Source organism: Mycobacterium sp. pV006, from assembly GCF_041287115.1.
Lineage (GTDB): Bacteria > Actinomycetota > Actinomycetes > Mycobacteriales > Mycobacteriaceae > Mycobacterium.
Map to the genome: position 1 here is coordinate 1 of NZ_JBGGKT010000021.1, position 17,352 is coordinate 17,352.

The following is a 17,352-nucleotide window of genomic DNA, read 5'->3' on the forward strand; positions in this document are numbered from 1 at the left end:
GCCGCCGGGGCCGCCGGGGCGGGCGGACCGGGCACGGGCCGGGGCGGCTCGACCGGCGCGGGAGCAGCCGCCGGCTGCTGTGCAGCCGGGGCCGACGGCTTGGGTGCGGGCTTCTTCTCGGGTGCCGACGGCTTGGGCGCGCCGTTGCCGGCTCCGGCGGGCGCCTTCTCGGCTGCGGGCTTACCGCCACCGAACGACTCACGCAGGCGACGGGCTACGGGCGCCTCGACGGTCGACGATGCTGATTTGACGAATTCGCCCTGTTCACTGAGTCGGGCGAGCACTTCTTTACTTGTGACACCGAGTTCCTTGGCCAACTCGTGCACACGGGCCTTACCTGCCACTACTTCTCCTGTCTGAGAGGCGACAGCGGTGGTAGGCGCCGCGCCTCGGTTTAGCTATGACGCATGGTCATCGGGACTTCACGGTGTGCTCATGTTCTTCGCTACCTGTTCTTCTGCGGCCGGGCGATCAAGGCACCTCGGCAGTTGTGCCGAAACGCTCCATCACCGCGGTGATGTCCGGTGAACCGGTGATCCGCAACGCTCGGCCGAAAGCCCGCCGGCGAATCGCCGCGTGCAGACACTCTGGATCGGGATGCAGCCAGGCACCCCGCCCCGGCAGCGTCCTCGTCGCGTCAACGGTCACGACCCCGGGACCATTCCCGGAACCGTCACCGTCGGCAACAACGACAACTCGAAGCAGTTCGACGGCCAACACTCGTTCCCGGCACCCGATGCACGTCCGCACTGGTCCCCCGGAGGGGTGATCGGTGCTTCCGCGCATCCGAGCCGATGTCTTGCGCTGGATCACAGGTGAGTCTACCGCCATGGGAGGGTCGAAAAGAAAGCCGGTGCGACGGCTTGGCGTGTCAGTCGGTCGATCGTCGCCCCGCTCAGCTCTCCCCCACCGCACCGGGACGAGGCTGTCGTCGCTCGTGCGCGGCGTCGGCCTCGGCGTCGTCACTGCGGATGTCGATCCGCCACCCGGTGAGCCGGGCCGCCAACCGGGCATTCTGGCCTTCCTTGCCGATGGCCAGCGACAACTGGAAGTCGGGGACGATCACGCGAGCAGCGCGGGCAGCTTCGTCGATCACGGTGACCGACACCACCTTGGCCGGCGACAGCGCGTTGGCGACGAACCGCGCGGGGTCCTCGTCGTAGTCGATGATGTCGATCTTCTCCCCCGACAGTTCGCTCATCACGTTGCGCACCCGCTGACCCATCGGTCCGATGCAGGCGCCTTTGGCGTTGAGGCCCGACATCCGCGAAGCCACCGCGATCTTGGAACGGTGACCGGCCTCGCGCGCCACCGCGACGATCTCGACCGAGCCGTCGGCGATCTCGGGCACCTCCAGGGAGAACAGTTTGCGCACCAGGTTCGGATGGGTGCGCGACAACGTGATCAGCGGCTCGCGCGCACCGCGGGTGACCCCGACGACATAGCAACGCAGGCGGTCGCCGTGCTCGTAGCTCTCGCCGGGGACCTGTTCGGCGACCGGGATGACGCCCTCGTTGCCCTTGGTCTCGCTACCCATCCGGACCACGACCAGGCCGCGCGCGTTGGCGCGCGCGTCGCGCTGGATGACCCCGGCGACGATGTCGCCCTCGCGGGCGGAGAACTCACCGTAGTTCTTCTCGTTCTCCGCATCCCGGAGTCGCTGCAGGATGACCTGACGCGCCGTGGTCGCCGCGATGCGTCCGAATCCCTCGGGGGTGTCGTCCCATTCGTGCAGGACGTTGCCGTCGTCGTCGGTCTGGCGCGCCATCACCTTGACCACGCCGGTCTTGCGGTCGATGTCGATGCGCGCCTCGGGTTCGTGCCCCTCGGTGTGGCGGTAGGCCGTCAACAGCGCGGACTTGATGGTCTCGACGACGATGTCGACGCTGATCCCTTTGTCGGCCTCGATCGCGTGCAGGGCAGCCATGTCGATGTTCACGCTCTAGCCCTCCTTTCCGGATTGGCCGGCCAGCTCCAGCTCACGCGGATTGGGCGGCGAAAACTCCACCTGGACAACAGCTTTGACAACATCCTCCAGCGCAATGTCGCGGACGGAGAACTCCGCGCGCGCACCCTGGCGCACCACGACGCGGACCGACCCGTCGTCGACCGGACCGAGCCGGCCCGACACCGTCGATCCGTCGGACAGCGTCAATTCCACTTTGCGCCCCTGTGCGCGGCGGAAGTGCGCCGGCGTGGTCAGCGGGCGGTCGACGCCCGGCGAGGTCACCTCCAGCACGTAGGCGGGGGTGTCGAGTTCGTCGAGAAGCGCCGAAGCGGTGCGCGACAGCGCCGCGACGGCGTCGAGGTCGAGGCCAGAGTCACTGTCGGCGACGACGGTGATGCGGGGCGGCCGGGCGGCAGTGTCGAGCACCACGTCCTCGAGGTCGTATCCGGCGCGCGCGAAGGCCCCCTCGAGCAGTTCGATCACCTGTCGTTGCGACGGCAATCCCGCAGACCGCTCAGCCACGGCGAGCTCCTCATGTTGAATTGTCCGGACCGGTCGCAGCGCAGGGGCGCGGCGAGCTTTCCCCACGATACGCCAGCCGCGGCGCCCTCCTGCTCGAAAAGACCGTGACCTCTGCCGCGCCGGTGCCACCTGGCAGGATGTGGCACGTGCCGAGCCATCCGCCGACCGTCAGCCGCCGTCGTGTGCTGGCCGGGGCGGCCGGTCTCGTCGTTCTGGGTGGGTTCGCCGCGACGACGACGGGGTGTTCTGCTCCCCCACCTCCGGCGGACCTCGACGACCTGACCACGGCATTGGACCGCGCCCGTGCCGACAGCACGCTGGCCGCCGACGTCGCGGCCGCCACCCGCGGCAAGGTGGCCGACACGCTGACCGACGTCGCCACGATGCGCGCCGCCCACGCCGAGGCGCTGTCCGACGAGATCGTGCGGCTGACCGGGCAGCCCGCGCCGACCACGTCGGTGACGGTGCCCACCGCGACCTCGTCGGCCGCGACCGCCCCGGCGCCGCCGGCGCCCAACCCCGCCGATGTCGTCGGCGCGTTGCGCGTCTCGGCCGACAGCGCCGCGACCTCGGCAGCCACGCTGTCGGGCTACCGGGCCGGATTGCTGGCCTCGATCGCCGCGGCGTGCACCGCGGCCTACACAGTGTCGCTGGCCGCACCGGGAGGGTCGCGATGACCTCGGCCGAACCGACGCCCGTTCGTCCCAGTGACGGCATCGACGGCGCCCTGTATGACGCCGTGGCTGCCGAACATGCCGCGATCTACGGCTACGGCATGGTTTCGGCGCGCTCCGAGCCGGAGATCAACTACCTGGTCGCCGACGCCATGGTCGAACACCGGCGTCGTCGCGAGGAGGCGATCGCCCTGCTCGACGAGCGCGGCGTCGCCGCGCCGCTGCCGGCGGCCGGCTACCGGCTACCCATCGACGTCGACGACCCCGCCGCGGCGGCGGAGCTGGCCGTCCGGATGGAGGAGGACGCGGCCACCGCATGGCGCGCCGTCGTCGAACAGGCCACCGACGAGACGCTGCGGGCCCTCGCGGTCGCCGCGATGATCGACACCGCGGTCAGCGCTGCGCGCTGGCGCGCGGTCGGCGAAATCACCCCGGTTTCCGAGGCGTTCCCCGGCGGCACCGAGTAGCCCTATCGGATGGCAGCCGCGATATCGGCGGCTGCCCCTGCTGCCGGCACGTCGCGCTTCTCCCCGCTGAACCGGTTGCGCAGTTCCACCACCCCGTCGGCCCAGCCCCTGCCGACGACGACGATCCACGGCACGCCGAGCAACTCGGCGTCCTTGAACTTCACGCCCGGCGAAGCTTGGCGGTCGTCGAGCAACACGTCGATACCTGCTCGCTCCAACTCGGCGGCCAGCTCGACGGCTCCGGCACGGGCTTGCGCGTCCTTGTTGGCGATCACCACGTGCACCCCGAACGGCGACACCGAGGCGGGCCAGCGCAGCCCGAGCTCGTCGTGGTGCTGTTCGGCCAGCACCGCCACCAGCCGGGACACCCCGATTCCGTAACTTCCCATCGTCAGCCGCACCGGCTTGCCGTTCTCGCCGAGGACGTCGGCGCCGAACGCGTCGGCGTACTTGCGGCCGAGTTGGAAGACGTGCCCGATCTCGATCCCGCGCGCAGCGACCAACGAGCCCGCCCCGTCCGGTGACGGGTCACCTTCCCGAACCTCTGCGGCTTCGATGGTGCCGTCGGCGGTGAAGTCCCGCCCCGCGACCAGACCCACGACGTGCCGGCCGGGCTCGTCGGCGCCGGTGATCCAGGAGGTGCCGTCGACGACACGCGGGTCCACGAGGTAACGGACGCCGTTGGCCTGCAGCCCTTTCGGCCCGATGTACCCCTTGACCAGGAAGCGGTTGCGGGCGAAATCGGTGTCGTCGAGCAGGGCGTACTCGGCGGGTTCGAGCGCCGCGCCCAGCCTCTTGTCGTCGACCTCGCGGTCCCCCGGTATCCCGATCGCCAGCAGTTCCCAGTCCCCGCCCGGCTCACGGACTTTGACCATCACGTTCTTCAACGTGTCCGCCGCGGTCACCGTCCGCCCGGCGAACTGCGGCAGGTCGGCGCCGTTGGCCCAGTCGACCAGCGTCGCGATGGTGGGCGTGTCGCCGGTGTCGTACACCACGGCTTCAGGTTGCCCCTCGATCGGCAGGGGATCGGGCACCCTCGTGACGACAGCCTCGACGTTGGCGGCGTACCCGGACTCGGGGCACCGCACATAGGTGTCCTCACCGACCTCGCTCTCGGCCAGGAACTCCTCGGAAGCGCTGCCGCCCATCGCTCCCGACACCGCCGAGACGATGACGTACCGGACCTGCAACTTGTCGAAGATCCGTTGATAGGCCCCACGATGGGCGTCGTAGGCGTTCTGCAGACCCTGGTCGTCGACGTCGAAAGAGTAGGAGTCCTTCATCAGGAACTCGCGACCGCGCAGGATGCCGGCGCGAGGACGGGCTTCGTCGCGATACTTGTTCTGAATCTGGTAGAGCCGCAGCGGGAAGTCCTTGTACGACGAGTACTCCCCCTTGACCGTGAGGGTGAACATCTCCTCGTGGGTGGGCCCCAGCAGGTAGTCGTTGGCGCGGCGGTCCTGCAGCCGGAACAACGTGTCGCCGTACTCGGTCCAGCGGTTGGTGGTCTCGTAGGGCGCACGCGGCAGCAGTGCCGGGAAGAGGATCTCCTGACCGCCGATGGCATCCATCTCGTCGCGCACGATCTTCTCGATGCGGCGCAGCACCCTCAGGCCGAGCGGCAGCCAGCTGTACAACCCGGGCCCCACGGGGCGCACGTAGCCGGCGCGGATGAGCAGCTTGTGGCTGGGCACCTCGGCATCGGCAGGGTCGTCGCGCAGTGTGCGCAGAAAAAGCTCGGACATGCGGGTGATCACGAGCGACCACCCTACTTGCCGCGTGATTTCGGCGTGCTTACCGTCGCCCAGCGTCGACAACCACGCCGAAATCGCGGGTCAGAGCTCTCCGGCGTCGAGCGCGTCCTTCACCTCTTGCGCGTGCGCCACCTGCTCCGCGGTGTACTTGATGAACAGCGCCGCACCGCCGACGATCACCGCGACCGCGGCCACCCACAGCAGCCCGTAGGTGTAACCCTGGTCGAGGGCGTGCAGCTGCGCGGGGTTCATGTCCTTGACCGGGCCGGTGGTGCCGCCCAGATACAGGGTGCGCGAGGTGATGACCGCCTGGATGATCGCCAGCACCACCGGACCGCCCAGGTTCTGCAGCATCAGCGCGATCGCCGAGACCGGGCCGATCTGGTCGAAGCCGACGCCGGCGATCGCCGAAATCATCAACGGCACCACGATCATGCCGATGCCCAACCCGCCGATGGTGATCGGCAGGACCAGGTTCGGGAAGTACGGGATGTTCGCATCCAGCGTCGAGCCGTAGAGCATCGCGGCGAGCACCAGCACACCACCACCGATGACCAGCACCCGCGGCGGGAACTTCGACACCAATGCCGAGGACAATCCGAGCCCGATGCCGAGAGCGATGACGAACGGGATGAACCCGATGCCCGCCTTCAGCGCGCTGTAGCCCATGATGTCCTGCACGTAGAGACCGATCAGCACCGTCAGCGTGAACATCACGCCACCGGCCAGGAAGATCGCCGCGAACGTGGCGACGCGGTTGCGGTCGAGGAACAGATCGAACGGCACCACCGGGTTCTCCGCGGTGCGTTCGACCCACAGGAACGCGATCAGGCAGCCGACGGCGGCCAGACCGGAACCGAGCGTCACCGGCGAGGTCCAGCCGGCTTCCGGGCCCATCGAGAACGCGAACACCGCGGCCGTGCAGCCCATCGTCGCCAACAGCGCGCCGGCGGCGTCGAGCTTGAGCCGCTCACGGTTGGTCTCCCGCAGCGTCTTGCGCGCCAGGTAGATCATGATCAGGCCGATCGGCACGTTCACCAGGAACGCCAATCGCCAGGACACCTCGGTCAGCGCGCCGCCGACCACCAGGCCCATCACCGATCCGACGCCGGTCATGGCCGCGAATACCGCCGTGGCGGCGTTACGGGCGGGCCCCTTGGGGAAGGTCGTGGCGATCAGCGCCAGGGCCGTCGGGGACGCGATGGCCGCACCGACACCCTGCAGCAACCGGGCGATCACCAAAGTGGCCTCGTCCCAGGCGATTCCGCACAGGACCGAGGCGATGGTGAACAGCGTCACACCGACGATGAAGGTCCGCTTGCGCCCGATGGTGTCGCCGAGGCGCCCACCGAGCAGCATCAGACCGCCGAACGTCAGCACATAGGCGGTGATGACCCAGCTGCGGCCTGCGTCGGAAAGGTTGAGTTCGTCTTGGATCCTGGGCAACGCGACGATGGCGATGGTGCTGTCCATCGTCGCCAGCAGCTGCATGCCGCCGATCGCGATGACCGCGGCGATGAACCGCCGCGACGGCAACCATGCCGGTGTCCTGCCTGCTCGCGCTCCGTCGCCTCCGCGGCCGCCGGCCGTCTCACCCTCGATCCGCGCGGGCAGAGCACGACCCGAGGCTCGTTTCGAGCCTCGATTTTCTCTGTCTTGTGCATCACGGTGGATGGCGGCACGCTCCGCATCGTTGAGAGCCGTCATAACGAGCTACCCTACAGTAATCTTAAGAATCCTCTAAGCCCCGAAGCCTGCCACCGCCCCTATCACGATGATCGCCGGCGGTCTTATCCCGTCCGACCGGATGCGCTCGGGAGCTTCCGACAACGTCGACCGCAACACCCGTTGTGCGTTCGTGCTGCCGTGCTGGACCACCAGCACCGGCGTATCCGCAGGTCTACCGCCTTTGAGCAAGACATCGGTGAAGAGTTCGATGCGCTCGACGGCCATCAGCAACACGATGGTGCCGCTCATCGCGGCCAGCGCATCCCAATTCACTAACGATTCGGGATGCCCCGGCGCAACATGGCCGCTGACCACTACGAATTCATGATTGAGGCCGCGGTGGGTGACCGGCACGCCGGCCAGCGCGGGCACCGCTATGGCGCTGGTCACCCCGGGCACCACGGTCACCGGGATGCCGGCCTCGGTGCACGCGATGATCTCCTCGTAGCCGCGGGCGAACACGAACGGATCGCCGCCTTTGAGGCGCACGACGAACTTGCCCTGCCGGGCCCGCTCGATGAGTACCGAGTTGATGGCGTCCTGCGCCATCGCCCGCCCGTACGGGATCTTCGCGGCGTCGATCACCTCGATGTCGGGTGAGAGCTCGGCGAGCAGTTCCTGTGGCGCCAACCGATCGGCGACGACGACGTCGGCGTGGGCGAGCAACCGCCGGCCGCGGACGGTCATCAACTCCGGATCGCCGGGTCCACCGCCGACGAGCGCGACGCTACCCTTGACCACGCCGGGCGCGTCCTCGGCGCTCTCGGCGATCAGACCCTGCTGCAGCGCTTCCCGGATGGCGGTGCGGATGGCCGCCGAGCGACGGTGCTCCCCGCCGGCCAGCACGCCGATCGACAACCCCTCGTGGTCGAAGCTCGCCGGGGTCACCGCGGTGCCTTCGACCGCAACGTCGGCGCGCACGCAGAACACGCGGCGGCTTTCGGCTTCGGCGACGATCGTGGCGTTGACGTCCGGGTCGTCGGTGGCAGCGATCACATACCAGGCGCCCTCGAGGTCTCCGTCACGAAATTCGCGCAGCGTCAGGGTGATTCCGTCGAGCGCTTCGACCACGGGGGTGGCAGCCTTGGTGATGACGTGCACGTCGGCGCCGCTGGCGACCAGCAGCGGAAGCCGCCGCTGCGCCACGGTTCCCCCGCCGACGACGACGACCTTCTTACCGGCCAGCCGCAGCCCCACCAGATAGGCATCATCAGTACTCATCGAGCGCGTCACCCGGCGAGCTTAGAGGTTGCGGCGGCGGTGACGAAGCCGGTGACGGTGTCCGGGCGGGCCGCGGGATGGGTGTGCAGGTACGCCGCGTGCACGCCGCCCTGCACCACTCCGTCGTCGACGAAGGTGCCGGCGCGGCCCCGCAGCCGCCACGCGGGCCGCACGGGTGAGGCGAACTGCACTGTGGTGCGGTGGAATTCGTGCCCCACCACCCGGTCGCCGGTGGAGTGCAGCGGCGAATCGGTCATCGCGACGGCATCCCGGTAGCCCAGGGTGAGCTTGTCGGTGAACGTCGCCGTGCCGCCGATCACCCCACACATCGGCATGCCGTCGAGTTCGTCGACCAGATAGGTCAGCCCGGCGCACTCGGCATGAATGGGGGCGCCCCGCGCGGCCAGTGCCGCGATCTGTCGACGGACGGTCTGGTTCGCCGACAGATCGGCGCCGAACTCCTCGGGGAAGCCCCCGGGCAGGACCAGCGCATCGGTGTCGTCGGGTAGCGGGTCGCGGAGCGGATCGAAAGCAACGATGTCCGCGCCGGCAGCATTCAGCAGCTCGACGTGCTCGGCATAGCCGAAAGTGAACGCCTGACCGGCCGCCAGGGCGACGGTGACGGGTCCGGTCACCGGCGCGGCGACGGCCGGGGTCCAGGCCGGGGCGGTGACGCGGCTCGACGCCGCCGCCACCACCGCCGCGAGGTCGACATGACGGGCCACCAGCGTGGTCATCGCCTCGATGGCGGCTTCTGCGCGAACGCCGTGCTCGACCGCCGTGATCAGGCCGAGGTGCCGAGACGGTACCGCCAGCTCGTCGGTACGGGGCACCGACCCGAGCACCGGTACGCCGGCCTGCTCGCACGCCTGACGCAGGACCGCGTCGTGGCGGGCCGAACCGACCCGGTTCAGGATCACCCCGGCGATCCGTACCCCCTGGTCGAACGTCGCGAATCCGTGCAGCAGGGCGGCCACGCTGTGACTCTGCCCGCGCGCGTCGACCACCAGCACCACCGGCGCACCCAGCAGTGCGGCCACGTGCGCGGTGGACCCGCGGGCTGTGCCGGCCTCGGCGGCATCGCCGATCCGGCCGTCGAACAGGCCCATCACACCTTCGACCACGGCGATGTCGGCGTCGTCACTGCCGTGCCGGTAGAGCGGACCGATGAGCTGCTCGCCGAGCAGCACCGGGTCGAGGTTGCGGCTGGGACGTCCCGCGGCCAGGCCGTGATAGCCCGGGTCGATGAAGTCCGGACCCACCTTGAACGGCGCCACCCGCTGTCCGGCACGCCGCAGTGCGCCCATCAGACCGGTGGCGATGGTGGTCTTGCCGCTGCCGGAGGCGGGCGCGGCGATCACGACCGCCGGGGTACTCACCACTCGCCGGCCCCAATGTCGTGGCTCGCCGCGCTCACCACTCGCCGGCCCCATTGTCGTGGCTCGCTGCGCTCACCACTCGATCCCTTTCTGGCCCTTCCGCCCCACATCCATCGGATGCTTCACCTTCGTCATCTCGGTCACCAGATCCGCGGCGTCGATCAACGCCTGCGGGGCGTCGCGCCCGGTGATGACCACATGTTGTGAGCCGGGTCGCTCGCCCAGCGTCGCGACCACCTCGTCGACGTCGACCCAGCCCCACTTGAGCGGATAGGTGAACTCGTCGAGCACATAGAAGGTGTGCCGCTGCTCGGCGAGCCGGCGTGCGATCTCGGCCCAGCCCTCGGCGGCCGCCGCGGCGTGATCGGCCTCGGACCCGGCCTTACGCGACCAGGACCAGCCCGATCCCATCTTGTGCCACTCGACCGGTCCGCCGACCCCGCGCTCCTCGTGTGCGCGACCCAGCTCGCGCAGCGCGGTCTCCTCCCCCACCCTCCATTTCGCGCTCTTGACGAACTGGAACACCGCGATGTCGAAGCCCTGGTTCCATGCACGCAACGCCATGCCGAACGCAGCGGTGGACTTTCCCTTGCCGGGGCCGGTGTGCACGGCCAGCAGCGGCGCGTTGCGGCGCGCTCGGGTGGTCAGTCCGTCCTCGGGGACGGTCAACGGTTGGCCCTGAGGCATCAGGTCCCCTTTCTCAGGCGGCGCCGCGGCCGGCCTGACCCCGCACCACCGAAGTGAGGGCATCGGCGCGCAGCTGATCGAGCCGCACCGCGGGCGCCCCGAGCCGGTGCGCCAGGTCGTCGGCCAAACCCAGACGAACATAAGTGGTTTCACAGTCCACCACGACTGCAGCTGCTCCTTCGGCCAACAGCCGCGTCGCAGCCATCCGGGTGCGCCCCAGCGGATCCGGACCACCGGTGGCGCGGCCGTCGGTCAGCACCACCACCAGACTGCGACGGGCACGGTCACGGGCGCGTTCGCGCACCACCATGTCGCGGGCGGCCAGAAGCCCCTGCGCCAGAGGCGTTTTACCGCCGGTGTCGAATCGGGACAGCCGGCGACTTGCGATGTAGACGGAGTTGGTCGGCGGCAGCAGCACCCTTGCTTCCTGCTGGCGGAAACTGATCACCGCGACCTTGTCGCGGCGTTGGTAAGCATCGCGCAGCAACGACATGGTCGCTCCGGTCACCGCCGACATCCGGTCACGCGCGGCCATCGACCCCGACGCGTCGACGACGAAGATCACCAGGTTGCCTTCGCGCCCTTCGCGGATCGCGCGGCGCACGTCGTCGGGGGCCAGCCGTAGCGGGCCGCGCGCGCGGTGGCGCGCAGCACCGGCCAGGACGGTGCCGAAGACGTGTACCCCGTGTCCGTCGGTGGAATCGGTGGCCGCGGCGACGACGGTGCCGGTGCGGTTGCGCGCCCGCGAGCGCCGGCCGGGCGCCCCTTCCCCGACGCCCGGCACGACCAGAGCACGGGTCCGGAACGTCGCCGCCGGGGGCGCGCTCGGGCGGGTCGACGACTTTCCTTGCCCCGCAGCCGGTTCCGAGACCGAATCGGGCAGCTCGCCGCCCCCACCGCCCGGTGGCTCCGGATCGGGGTCCGGGTCGTGGTCGGGGTTCGCCGGCTCATCCTGCGCAGACTCGCCCGCCTGTTGCATCGCGTCGTCGAGGCGGTCCTCGTCGAGACCGGGGTCGTCGAAGGGGTCGCGCCGACGCCGGTGCGGCAGAGCGAACTCGGCAGCCACCCGGATGTCGTCCTCGGTCACCTCGTGAGCGCCCCGCCACGCCGCGTGCGCGACGGCCGTGCGGGCGACCACGAGATCGGCGCGCATACCGTCGACGTCGAAGGCCGCACACAGAGCGGCGATCCGCCGCAGCTCGATGTCGGGCAGCACCACCTCGGGCACCAGGGCCCGGGCATGGGCGACACGGGCGGCCAGCTCCGCATCCGCCTCGGCGTAGCGGGCCGCGAAACCGTCAGGGTCGGCCTCGTAGGCCAGGCGTTGCCGGATGACCTCGGCACGGACGTCGACGTCGCGGGACGCCGAGACGTCGACGGTGAGACCGAACCGGTCGAGCAGCTGCGGGCGCAGCTCGCCCTCTTCGGGGTTCATGGTGCCGATCAGCACGAACCGCGCGTCGTGGCTGTGGGACACGCCGTCGCGTTCGATGTGCACCCGGCCCATCGCGGCGGCGTCGAGCAGGACGTCGACCAGGTGGTCGTGCAGCAGGTTGACCTCGTCGACGTAGAGCACTCCTCGGTGTGCACGCGCGAGCAGTCCGGGCGAGAAGGCATGCTCTCCGTCGCTGAGCACCTTCTGCAGATCCAGGGAGCCGACCACGCGGTCCTCGGTGGCACCGATCGGCAGTTCGACGAGCTGTCCGCCGTCGCCGCCGGACGCCGTGGCGAGCACGTGGGCCAGCGCGCGGACCGCGGTGGACTTCGCGGTGCCCTTCTCCCCGCGGATCAGGACGCCGCCGATGTCGGGGCGGACCGCGCACAGCAACAGGGCCAGCCGCAGCCGATCGTGTCCGACCAGAGCGCTGAAAGGGTAGAGCGCTCCAGGCGCAGAAGCAGTCAAGGTTTCACCATCGGCACGTGCGGGATCCCGTCGTCGAGGAATTCGTCACCGGCGCGGACGAATCCATGGCTGAGATACATGTCGGTCAGGTAGGTCTGGGCGTTGATGTGGCAGGGGTGGTCACCGACCTCGGCCAGCGCAGAGCGCAGCAACCGGGCGGCGTGTCCCCTGCCGCGGTCGGTACGTTTCGTGCACACCCGACCCAGCCGGAACGCCTTGTGCCCGCCGGGATGTTCTTCCATCAGTCGCAACGTGGAGATCACCGAGCGGTCGGGGGCCTCGAGCCAGAAGTGCCGGGTCTCGGCGAGGAGGTCCCGACCGTCGAGTTCCGGGTAGGGCGTGGCCTGTTCGACGACGAACACCTCGACGCGAAGCTTGAGCAGCTCGTAGAGCGTCGCCGCGTCCAGATCCTTGGCCCAGCTGCGGCGCAGCGCGACGGTCATGACAAGCTCGGCTGTCAAACGGTCGCCACGTGTTCGGTTCCGACGGTTGCGGGAACACCGCTGGCCGGCTTGTCCAACTTGAGCACCTTGGTGCCGTGCGCCCACACTTCCTCGAAAAGCTTTGGCTCGTCGGACAATTGGATGCCCAACGATGGAATCATAGCCTTGAGGGTGGGTGTCCAGCTCTCATAACGGTCCGCGAAGCAACGTTGCATCACGTCGAGCATCGCCGGGACCGCAGTCGAGGCGCCGGGAGAAGCGCCCAGCAGACCCGCGATGCTGCCGTCGCCCGCGGCCAGCACGGTGGTGCCGAATTCCAGCACGCCGCCTTTGCCCTTGGCCTTACGGATGACCTGCACACGCTGCCCGGCGATGTCGAGTTCCCAGTCGGAATCCTTTGCGGTCGGCGCGAATTCGCGAAGCGAGTCGACTCGCGCGGATTCACTCTGCACCAACTGACCGATGAGGTACCGCAGCAGCCCCATCTCGGTCAGGCCCACACCCAGCATCGAGACCAGGTTGTCCGGCTTGACCGAGAACGGCAGGTCGGTGACCTTGCCCTGCTTGAGGAACTTCGGCGACCAACCTGCGAACGGGCCGAACAGCAGCCACGACTTACGGTTGATCACCCGGGTGTCGAGATGGGGCACCGACATCGGCGGCGCACCCAGCGGGGGCAATCCGTAGACCTTGGCCTGGTGGCCGGCAGTGAGCGAGGGCTTGTCGGTGCGCAGGAACTGCCCGCCGACCGGGAATCCGCCGAATCCCTTGGCTTCCTCGATGCCGGCCTTCTGCAGCAGCGGCAGTGCGCCGCCGCCGGCGCCGACGAAGACGAACCGCGCGTTGATGGTGCGCTTGGCGCCGTTGCGGCCGTTGACGATCTTGACCGTCCACGTGCCGTCGGAGTTCTGGCTCAGGTTTCGCACGTCGTTGCCGAAGAGGGTGGTCATGCCACCCTTGGCGCAGAACCCGATCAATTGTCGTGACAACGAGCCGAAGTCGACGTCGGTGCCGTCCTGGGTCCAGTTCAGCGCGACCGGTTCGGAGAAGTCACGTCCGGCGGCCATCAGCGGTAGCCGGCGCGCGAACTCGTCGGGGCTGTCGATGAACTCCATCGACCCGAACAGTGGGTTGGTCACCAGCGCGTCGTAGCGCCGGCGTAGGTACCGCACGTTGTCCTCACCCGCGACGAAGCTGACGTGCGGGATCGGGTTGAGGAAGCTGCGCACGTCGGGAATGACGCCGTTCTCCACGGCGTAGGCCCAGAACTGTCGCGACACCTGGAACTGTTCGTTGACGCTGACCGCTTTGGTGATGTCGATCGAGCCGTCCGGGCGCGCCGGGGTGTAATTCAGTTCGCACAGCGCCGAGTGGCCGGTGCCGGCGTTGTTCCACGGGTCGCTGCTCTCGGCGGCCGCGCCGTCGAGGCGTTCGACGAGTGTGATCGACCAGTTCGGCTCGACCAATCGCAGCAACGCGCCGAGGGTCGCGCTCATGATGCCCGCCCCTACCAGCAGGACGTCTGTCTTCTCTGCTTCCGACACCTGTTCGTGGTCCTTCGTGGTCGCTGCCCGTTGCACGGCTTACCGGTGTTCAGGTTATCCCGGCGCAATGGTGTCCAACCTCCGGACCACCCTCGCATTAGTGTGGCTGTCGTGTCTGGTTGGGAGCCCGATGTGCTGCCCGGATACTCGCGTCGCACCTTCCGGCTGGGTCCCGATCCCGACGGGGAGGGCGAACTCGAGGCGACGCTGGTCCGTCGCGACGGAGCAGAACCGACCGGTCGGCATGCGGTCCTGCTGGTCCACGGTTACACAGACTACTTCTTCCACACCGGGGTCGCGGATCACTTCGCGGCGCGCGGCTTCGCTTGTTTCGCCCTGGACCTGCATAAATGCGGACGTTCGCATCGTCCCGGACAGACACCGCACTTCACTACCGACCTCGCCCGCTACGACGCCGAGTTGGAGCTGGCGGTGACGACCGTCACCGCCGAGACGGGTGCCGATGTGCTGGTGTGCGCCCACTCCGCCGGCGGCCTGGTGGTGTCGTTGTGGCTGGACCGGTTGCGGCGGGCCGGGCGCACAGCCGCACTGGGTCTGACGGGCCTGGTGCTCAACAGCCCGTTTCTGGACCTGCACGGACCGAGTGTGCTGCGCTCGGCGCCGACGGCGGCGGCGCTGAAGGTGATGGCGCGGATGCGGGCCCGTTCGGTGGTGCGCAGGCCGCGCGAGGGCGGTTACGGAACGTCGTTGCACCGCGACTACGGCGGTGAGTTCGACTACGACCTGACGTGGAAGCCCATCGGCGGGTTCCCGGTCACGTTCGGGTGGCTGCACGCGATCCGACGGGGGCAGGCTCAGTTGCACCGCGGGCTCGACGTCGGGGTGCCCAACCTGATCCTGCGTTCGGACCACACCGTCGGTGAGGTGGCCGACCCGCAGTTGATGCAGCGCGGGGATGCTGTGCTCGACGTCGCCCAGATCGCGCGGTGGGCCGGTTGTATCGGCAACCGCAGCACCGTCGCACCCATCGCCGACGCCAAACATGACGTATTCCTGTCTCTGGCCGGACCGCGGGCCGCGGCGTTCGCCGAGCTCGACCGGTGGCTGGACTGGTATCTGACCGACCATCTCGGCGCGGTGGGGCACCCGACGCCGCCGCAGGAAAGGCGAGGGCATGGCTGATTTCGACATCGCGATCATCGGAACCGGTTCGGGCAACACCATTCTCGACGAGCGGTACATCGACAAGCGGGTGGCGATCTGCGAGAGCGGCGTGTTCGGCGGCACCTGCCTGAACGTGGGGTGCATCCCGACGAAGATGTTCGTCTATGCCGCGGGGGTGGCCGGCCAGATCGTGGACTCGGCGCGGTTCGGCGTCGACGGTCACCTCGAGGGGGTGCGCTGGCCCGACATCGTGTCGCGGGTGTTCGGCCGGATCGATCCGTTGGCCACCGGCGGCGAGCATTACCGGCGTTCGTCGCCGAACGTCGAGGTGTTCGGCAGCCACACGAAATTCGCTGCCGGCGGGAATGATTCGGGTTATCGGCTGCGTACCGATGACGGTGAGGAGTTCACCGCCGATCAGGTGGTGATAGCTGCCGGTGCACGCGCGACAGTGCCGCCGGCGATCCTCGACTGCGGCGTGGCGTATCACACCAGCGACACCATCATGCGGATCTCGGATCTACCCGAGCACATCATCATTGTCGGCGGCGGTTACGTGGCCGCCGAATTCGCCCATGTGTTCTCGGCGCTGGGCAGCAGGGTGACGATCGTGCTGCGCGGCACCACGATGCTCAGCCACGCCGACGACACGGTATGTGAGCGGTTCACCGACATCGCGGGGAAGAAGTGGGAGATCCACAGTCGGCGCAACATTGTCGGTGGCACCTCTGACGATTCGGGTGTCACGCTGAGGCTCGACGACGGTTCCACGCTGCAGGGCGATGTGCTGCTGGTGGCCACCGGCCGCGTGCCCAACGGAGACCGTCTCGACGCCCACCACGCCGGGGTGGCGCTCGAGGGCGGACGGGTGACCGTCGACGAGTTCCAGCGCACCACCGCCCGCAACATCTTCGCGCTGGGCGACGTGTGCTCGCCGTTCCAGCTCAAGCACGTGGCCAACCACGAGGCCCGGGTGGTCAAACACAACCTCTTGCAGGAGTGGGACGACACCGACGCGATGATGCCGGTCAACCACCGCTACGTGCCGTCGGCGGTGTTCACCGACCCGCAGATCGCGTCGGTCGGGATGACCGAGAACGAGGCGCGCGCAGCGGGTTACCGCATCCGTTCGAAGGTCCAGGACTACAGCGACGTGGCCTACGGCTGGGCGATGGAGGAAACCGTCGGATTCGCGAAACTGATCGTCGACGACGACACCGGCCTGCTGCTGGGCGCCCACATCATGGGACACCAGGCATCCTCGATCATCCAGCCCCTGATCCAGGCGATGGCGTTCGACCTGCCGGCGCAGGAGATGGCACGGGGTCAGTACTGGATCCATCCGGCCCTGCCGGAGGTGGTGGAGAATGCGTTGTTGGCGTTGTGCGGGGAGCCGGCCTGGCCGCCGGGACGGCGGCATTAGACCGGAGTCGCCGGGACGGCGGCATTAAACCGGAGCCGCCGGGACGGCGGCATTAGACCGGAGCCGCCGGGGCACATCTGTCTAACTGTTCAGATGTTCACATTCGTGTTAATCTCGCCGGGCGAGGTTGGCCGTGTGCGGCATCGATGCAGCACATCAGCCGCACTGGCCGACCCGTATCAATCCGGCCTTCAGTGCGCGTGTCGCGCGCCGATCCAGTGCAGCAGGTCGTGCACGGTCTCGTCTTCGAGTCGGTAGGTCACCGACCGTCCCGCGCGGGTGTTGCTCACCCAGCCTTGCTGCCGGAGCACCCGCAGCGCCTGCGAGACGGCGTTCTCGGAGCGGCCGAGCGCCGCGGCCAGGTCACTGACGCAGATGCCGGGGGCCCGGTGCAGACACAGCAGGATCTCCAGCCGGTGCGGGTCGGAGACCAGGTCGAACCGCTGCGCCCAGCCCGGCGTGTCCACCTCGACCAACGCGGACGACGCGCGCTCCACCAGCTGGTGCTCCTCCATGGGGCCCAATTTAACCGCC

The 17,352-nt window shown here is 68.8% G+C and carries 17 protein-coding genes; 4 read left to right on the top strand and 13 right to left on the bottom strand.

Features of this window, described 5'->3' with window-relative positions:
* The 4 genes from ACAG25_RS22540 to rimP all read right to left on the bottom strand — a co-directional run.
* Positions 1 to 344 (bottom strand): translation initiation factor IF-2 N-terminal domain-containing protein (locus ACAG25_RS22540; RefSeq protein WP_370490702.1); only part of this gene is annotated, 344 nt, incomplete at its 3' end.
* Positions 345 to 471: 127 nt separating this feature from the next.
* Positions 472 to 717: a YlxR family protein gene (locus tag ACAG25_RS22545; RefSeq protein ID WP_370490703.1), complete on the bottom strand. Its 246-nt coding sequence runs from the start codon at positions 715 to 717 to the stop codon at positions 472 to 474.
* Between the two features lie 178 nt (positions 718 to 895).
* Positions 896 to 1,939 carry a transcription termination factor NusA gene (gene nusA / locus ACAG25_RS22550; protein ID WP_370490704.1) on the bottom strand — a complete coding sequence of 348 codons (1,044 nt, stop codon included), beginning with the start codon at positions 1,937 to 1,939 and terminating at the stop codon, positions 896 to 898.
* A gap of 3 nt (positions 1,940 to 1,942) precedes the next feature.
* Positions 1,943 to 2,470 (bottom strand): ribosome maturation factor RimP, encoded by a 528-nt coding sequence (gene rimP, locus ACAG25_RS22555; RefSeq protein WP_370490705.1) that lies wholly within the window; start codon positions 2,468 to 2,470, stop codon positions 1,943 to 1,945.
* Positions 2,471 to 2,607: 137 nt separating this feature from the next.
* Between rimP and ACAG25_RS22560 the strand changes: the two genes are divergently transcribed.
* Together ACAG25_RS22560 and ACAG25_RS22565 are read left to right on the top strand one after the other, a co-directional pair.
* The gene (locus ACAG25_RS22560; RefSeq protein WP_370490706.1) at positions 2,608 to 3,147 is read left to right on the top strand and encodes a hypothetical protein; all 540 of its coding nucleotides are present in this window, start codon (positions 2,608 to 2,610) and stop codon (positions 3,145 to 3,147) included.
* On the top strand, positions 3,144 to 3,611 hold the full coding sequence (locus tag ACAG25_RS22565; protein WP_370490707.1) for a ferritin-like domain-containing protein: 468 nt from the start codon (positions 3,144 to 3,146) through the stop codon (positions 3,609 to 3,611). Before ACAG25_RS22560 ends, ACAG25_RS22565 begins: the two co-directional genes overlap by 4 nt.
* A gap of 2 nt (positions 3,612 to 3,613) precedes the next feature.
* Here the strand turns inward: ACAG25_RS22565 and ACAG25_RS22570 are convergent, their stop codons facing one another.
* The 8 genes from ACAG25_RS22570 to mqo form a co-directional block, all read right to left on the bottom strand.
* The gene (locus ACAG25_RS22570; RefSeq protein WP_370490708.1) at positions 3,614 to 5,368 is read right to left on the bottom strand and encodes a proline--tRNA ligase; all 1,755 of its coding nucleotides are present in this window, start codon (positions 5,366 to 5,368) and stop codon (positions 3,614 to 3,616) included.
* Positions 5,369 to 5,446: 78 nt separating this feature from the next.
* Complete coding sequence (locus ACAG25_RS22575; protein ID WP_370490709.1) at positions 5,447 to 7,072, bottom strand: MFS transporter; 1,626 nt, start codon at positions 7,070 to 7,072, stop codon at positions 5,447 to 5,449.
* 33 nt (positions 7,073 to 7,105) lie between these two features.
* Positions 7,106 to 8,314 (bottom strand): uroporphyrinogen-III C-methyltransferase, encoded by a 1,209-nt coding sequence (gene cobA / locus ACAG25_RS22580; protein ID WP_370490710.1) that lies wholly within the window; start codon positions 8,312 to 8,314, stop codon positions 7,106 to 7,108.
* An 8-nt stretch (positions 8,315 to 8,322) separates the two neighbouring features.
* Positions 8,323 to 9,693: a cobyrinate a,c-diamide synthase gene (locus tag ACAG25_RS22585; RefSeq protein WP_370490711.1), complete on the bottom strand. Its 1,371-nt coding sequence runs from the start codon at positions 9,691 to 9,693 to the stop codon at positions 8,323 to 8,325.
* A 72-nt stretch (positions 9,694 to 9,765) separates the two neighbouring features.
* Entirely contained in the window at positions 9,766 to 10,380 is a 615-nt protein-coding gene (gene cobO / locus ACAG25_RS22590; protein ID WP_370490712.1) for a cob(I)yrinic acid a,c-diamide adenosyltransferase, read from the bottom strand.
* A gap of 13 nt (positions 10,381 to 10,393) precedes the next feature.
* Positions 10,394 to 12,283, bottom strand: a complete 1,890-nt coding sequence (locus tag ACAG25_RS22595; protein WP_370490713.1) for a magnesium chelatase subunit D family protein — start codon at positions 12,281 to 12,283, stop codon at positions 10,394 to 10,396.
* Positions 12,280 to 12,726 (bottom strand): GNAT family N-acetyltransferase, encoded by a 447-nt coding sequence (locus ACAG25_RS22600; protein ID WP_370490714.1) that lies wholly within the window; start codon positions 12,724 to 12,726, stop codon positions 12,280 to 12,282. The genes ACAG25_RS22595 and ACAG25_RS22600 overlap by 4 nt, the downstream gene beginning before the upstream one ends.
* Before the next feature lie 14 nt (positions 12,727 to 12,740).
* Positions 12,741 to 14,306: a malate dehydrogenase (quinone) gene (mqo, locus tag ACAG25_RS22605; protein WP_370490715.1), complete on the bottom strand. Its 1,566-nt coding sequence runs from the start codon at positions 14,304 to 14,306 to the stop codon at positions 12,741 to 12,743.
* Positions 14,307 to 14,381: 75 nt separating this feature from the next.
* Between mqo and ACAG25_RS22610 the strand changes: the two genes are divergently transcribed.
* Both ACAG25_RS22610 and mtr read left to right on the top strand, forming a co-directional pair.
* Positions 14,382 to 15,413 carry an alpha/beta hydrolase gene (locus tag ACAG25_RS22610; RefSeq protein WP_370490716.1) on the top strand — a complete coding sequence of 344 codons (1,032 nt, stop codon included), beginning with the start codon at positions 14,382 to 14,384 and terminating at the stop codon, positions 15,411 to 15,413.
* Entirely contained in the window at positions 15,406 to 16,818 is a 1,413-nt protein-coding gene (gene mtr / locus ACAG25_RS22615; protein WP_370490717.1) for a mycothione reductase, read from the top strand. Before ACAG25_RS22610 ends, mtr begins: the two co-directional genes overlap by 8 nt.
* 191 nt (positions 16,819 to 17,009) lie before the next feature.
* Here mtr and ACAG25_RS22620 read toward each other — a convergent pair whose 3' ends face one another.
* Positions 17,010 to 17,333: an ArsR/SmtB family transcription factor gene (locus tag ACAG25_RS22620; RefSeq protein ID WP_370490718.1), complete on the bottom strand. Its 324-nt coding sequence runs from the start codon at positions 17,331 to 17,333 to the stop codon at positions 17,010 to 17,012.
* Between the last annotated feature and the right edge of the window lie 19 nt (positions 17,334 to 17,352).

Coding starts and splice junctions, on each gene's coding strand:
- ACAG25_RS22560 (WP_370490706.1), top strand. CDS start 2,608: ATGTGGCACGTGCCGAGCCATCCGCCGACCGTCAGCCGCCGTCGTGTG.
- ACAG25_RS22565 (WP_370490707.1), top strand. CDS start 3,144: ATGACCTCGGCCGAACCGACGCCCGTTCGTCCCAGTGACGGCATCGAC.
- ACAG25_RS22575 (WP_370490709.1), bottom strand. CDS start 7,072: ATGACGGCTCTCAACGATGCGGAGCGTGCCGCCATCCACCGTGATGCA.
- cobA (WP_370490710.1), bottom strand. CDS start 8,314: ATGAGTACTGATGATGCCTATCTGGTGGGGCTGCGGCTGGCCGGTAAG.
- cobO (WP_370490712.1), bottom strand. CDS start 10,380: ATGCCTCAGGGCCAACCGTTGACCGTCCCCGAGGACGGACTGACCACC.
- ACAG25_RS22600 (WP_370490714.1), bottom strand. CDS start 12,726: ATGACCGTCGCGCTGCGCCGCAGCTGGGCCAAGGATCTGGACGCGGCG.
- mtr (WP_370490717.1), top strand. CDS start 15,406: ATGGCTGATTTCGACATCGCGATCATCGGAACCGGTTCGGGCAACACC.
- ACAG25_RS22620 (WP_370490718.1), bottom strand. CDS start 17,333: ATGGAGGAGCACCAGCTGGTGGAGCGCGCGTCGTCCGCGTTGGTCGAG.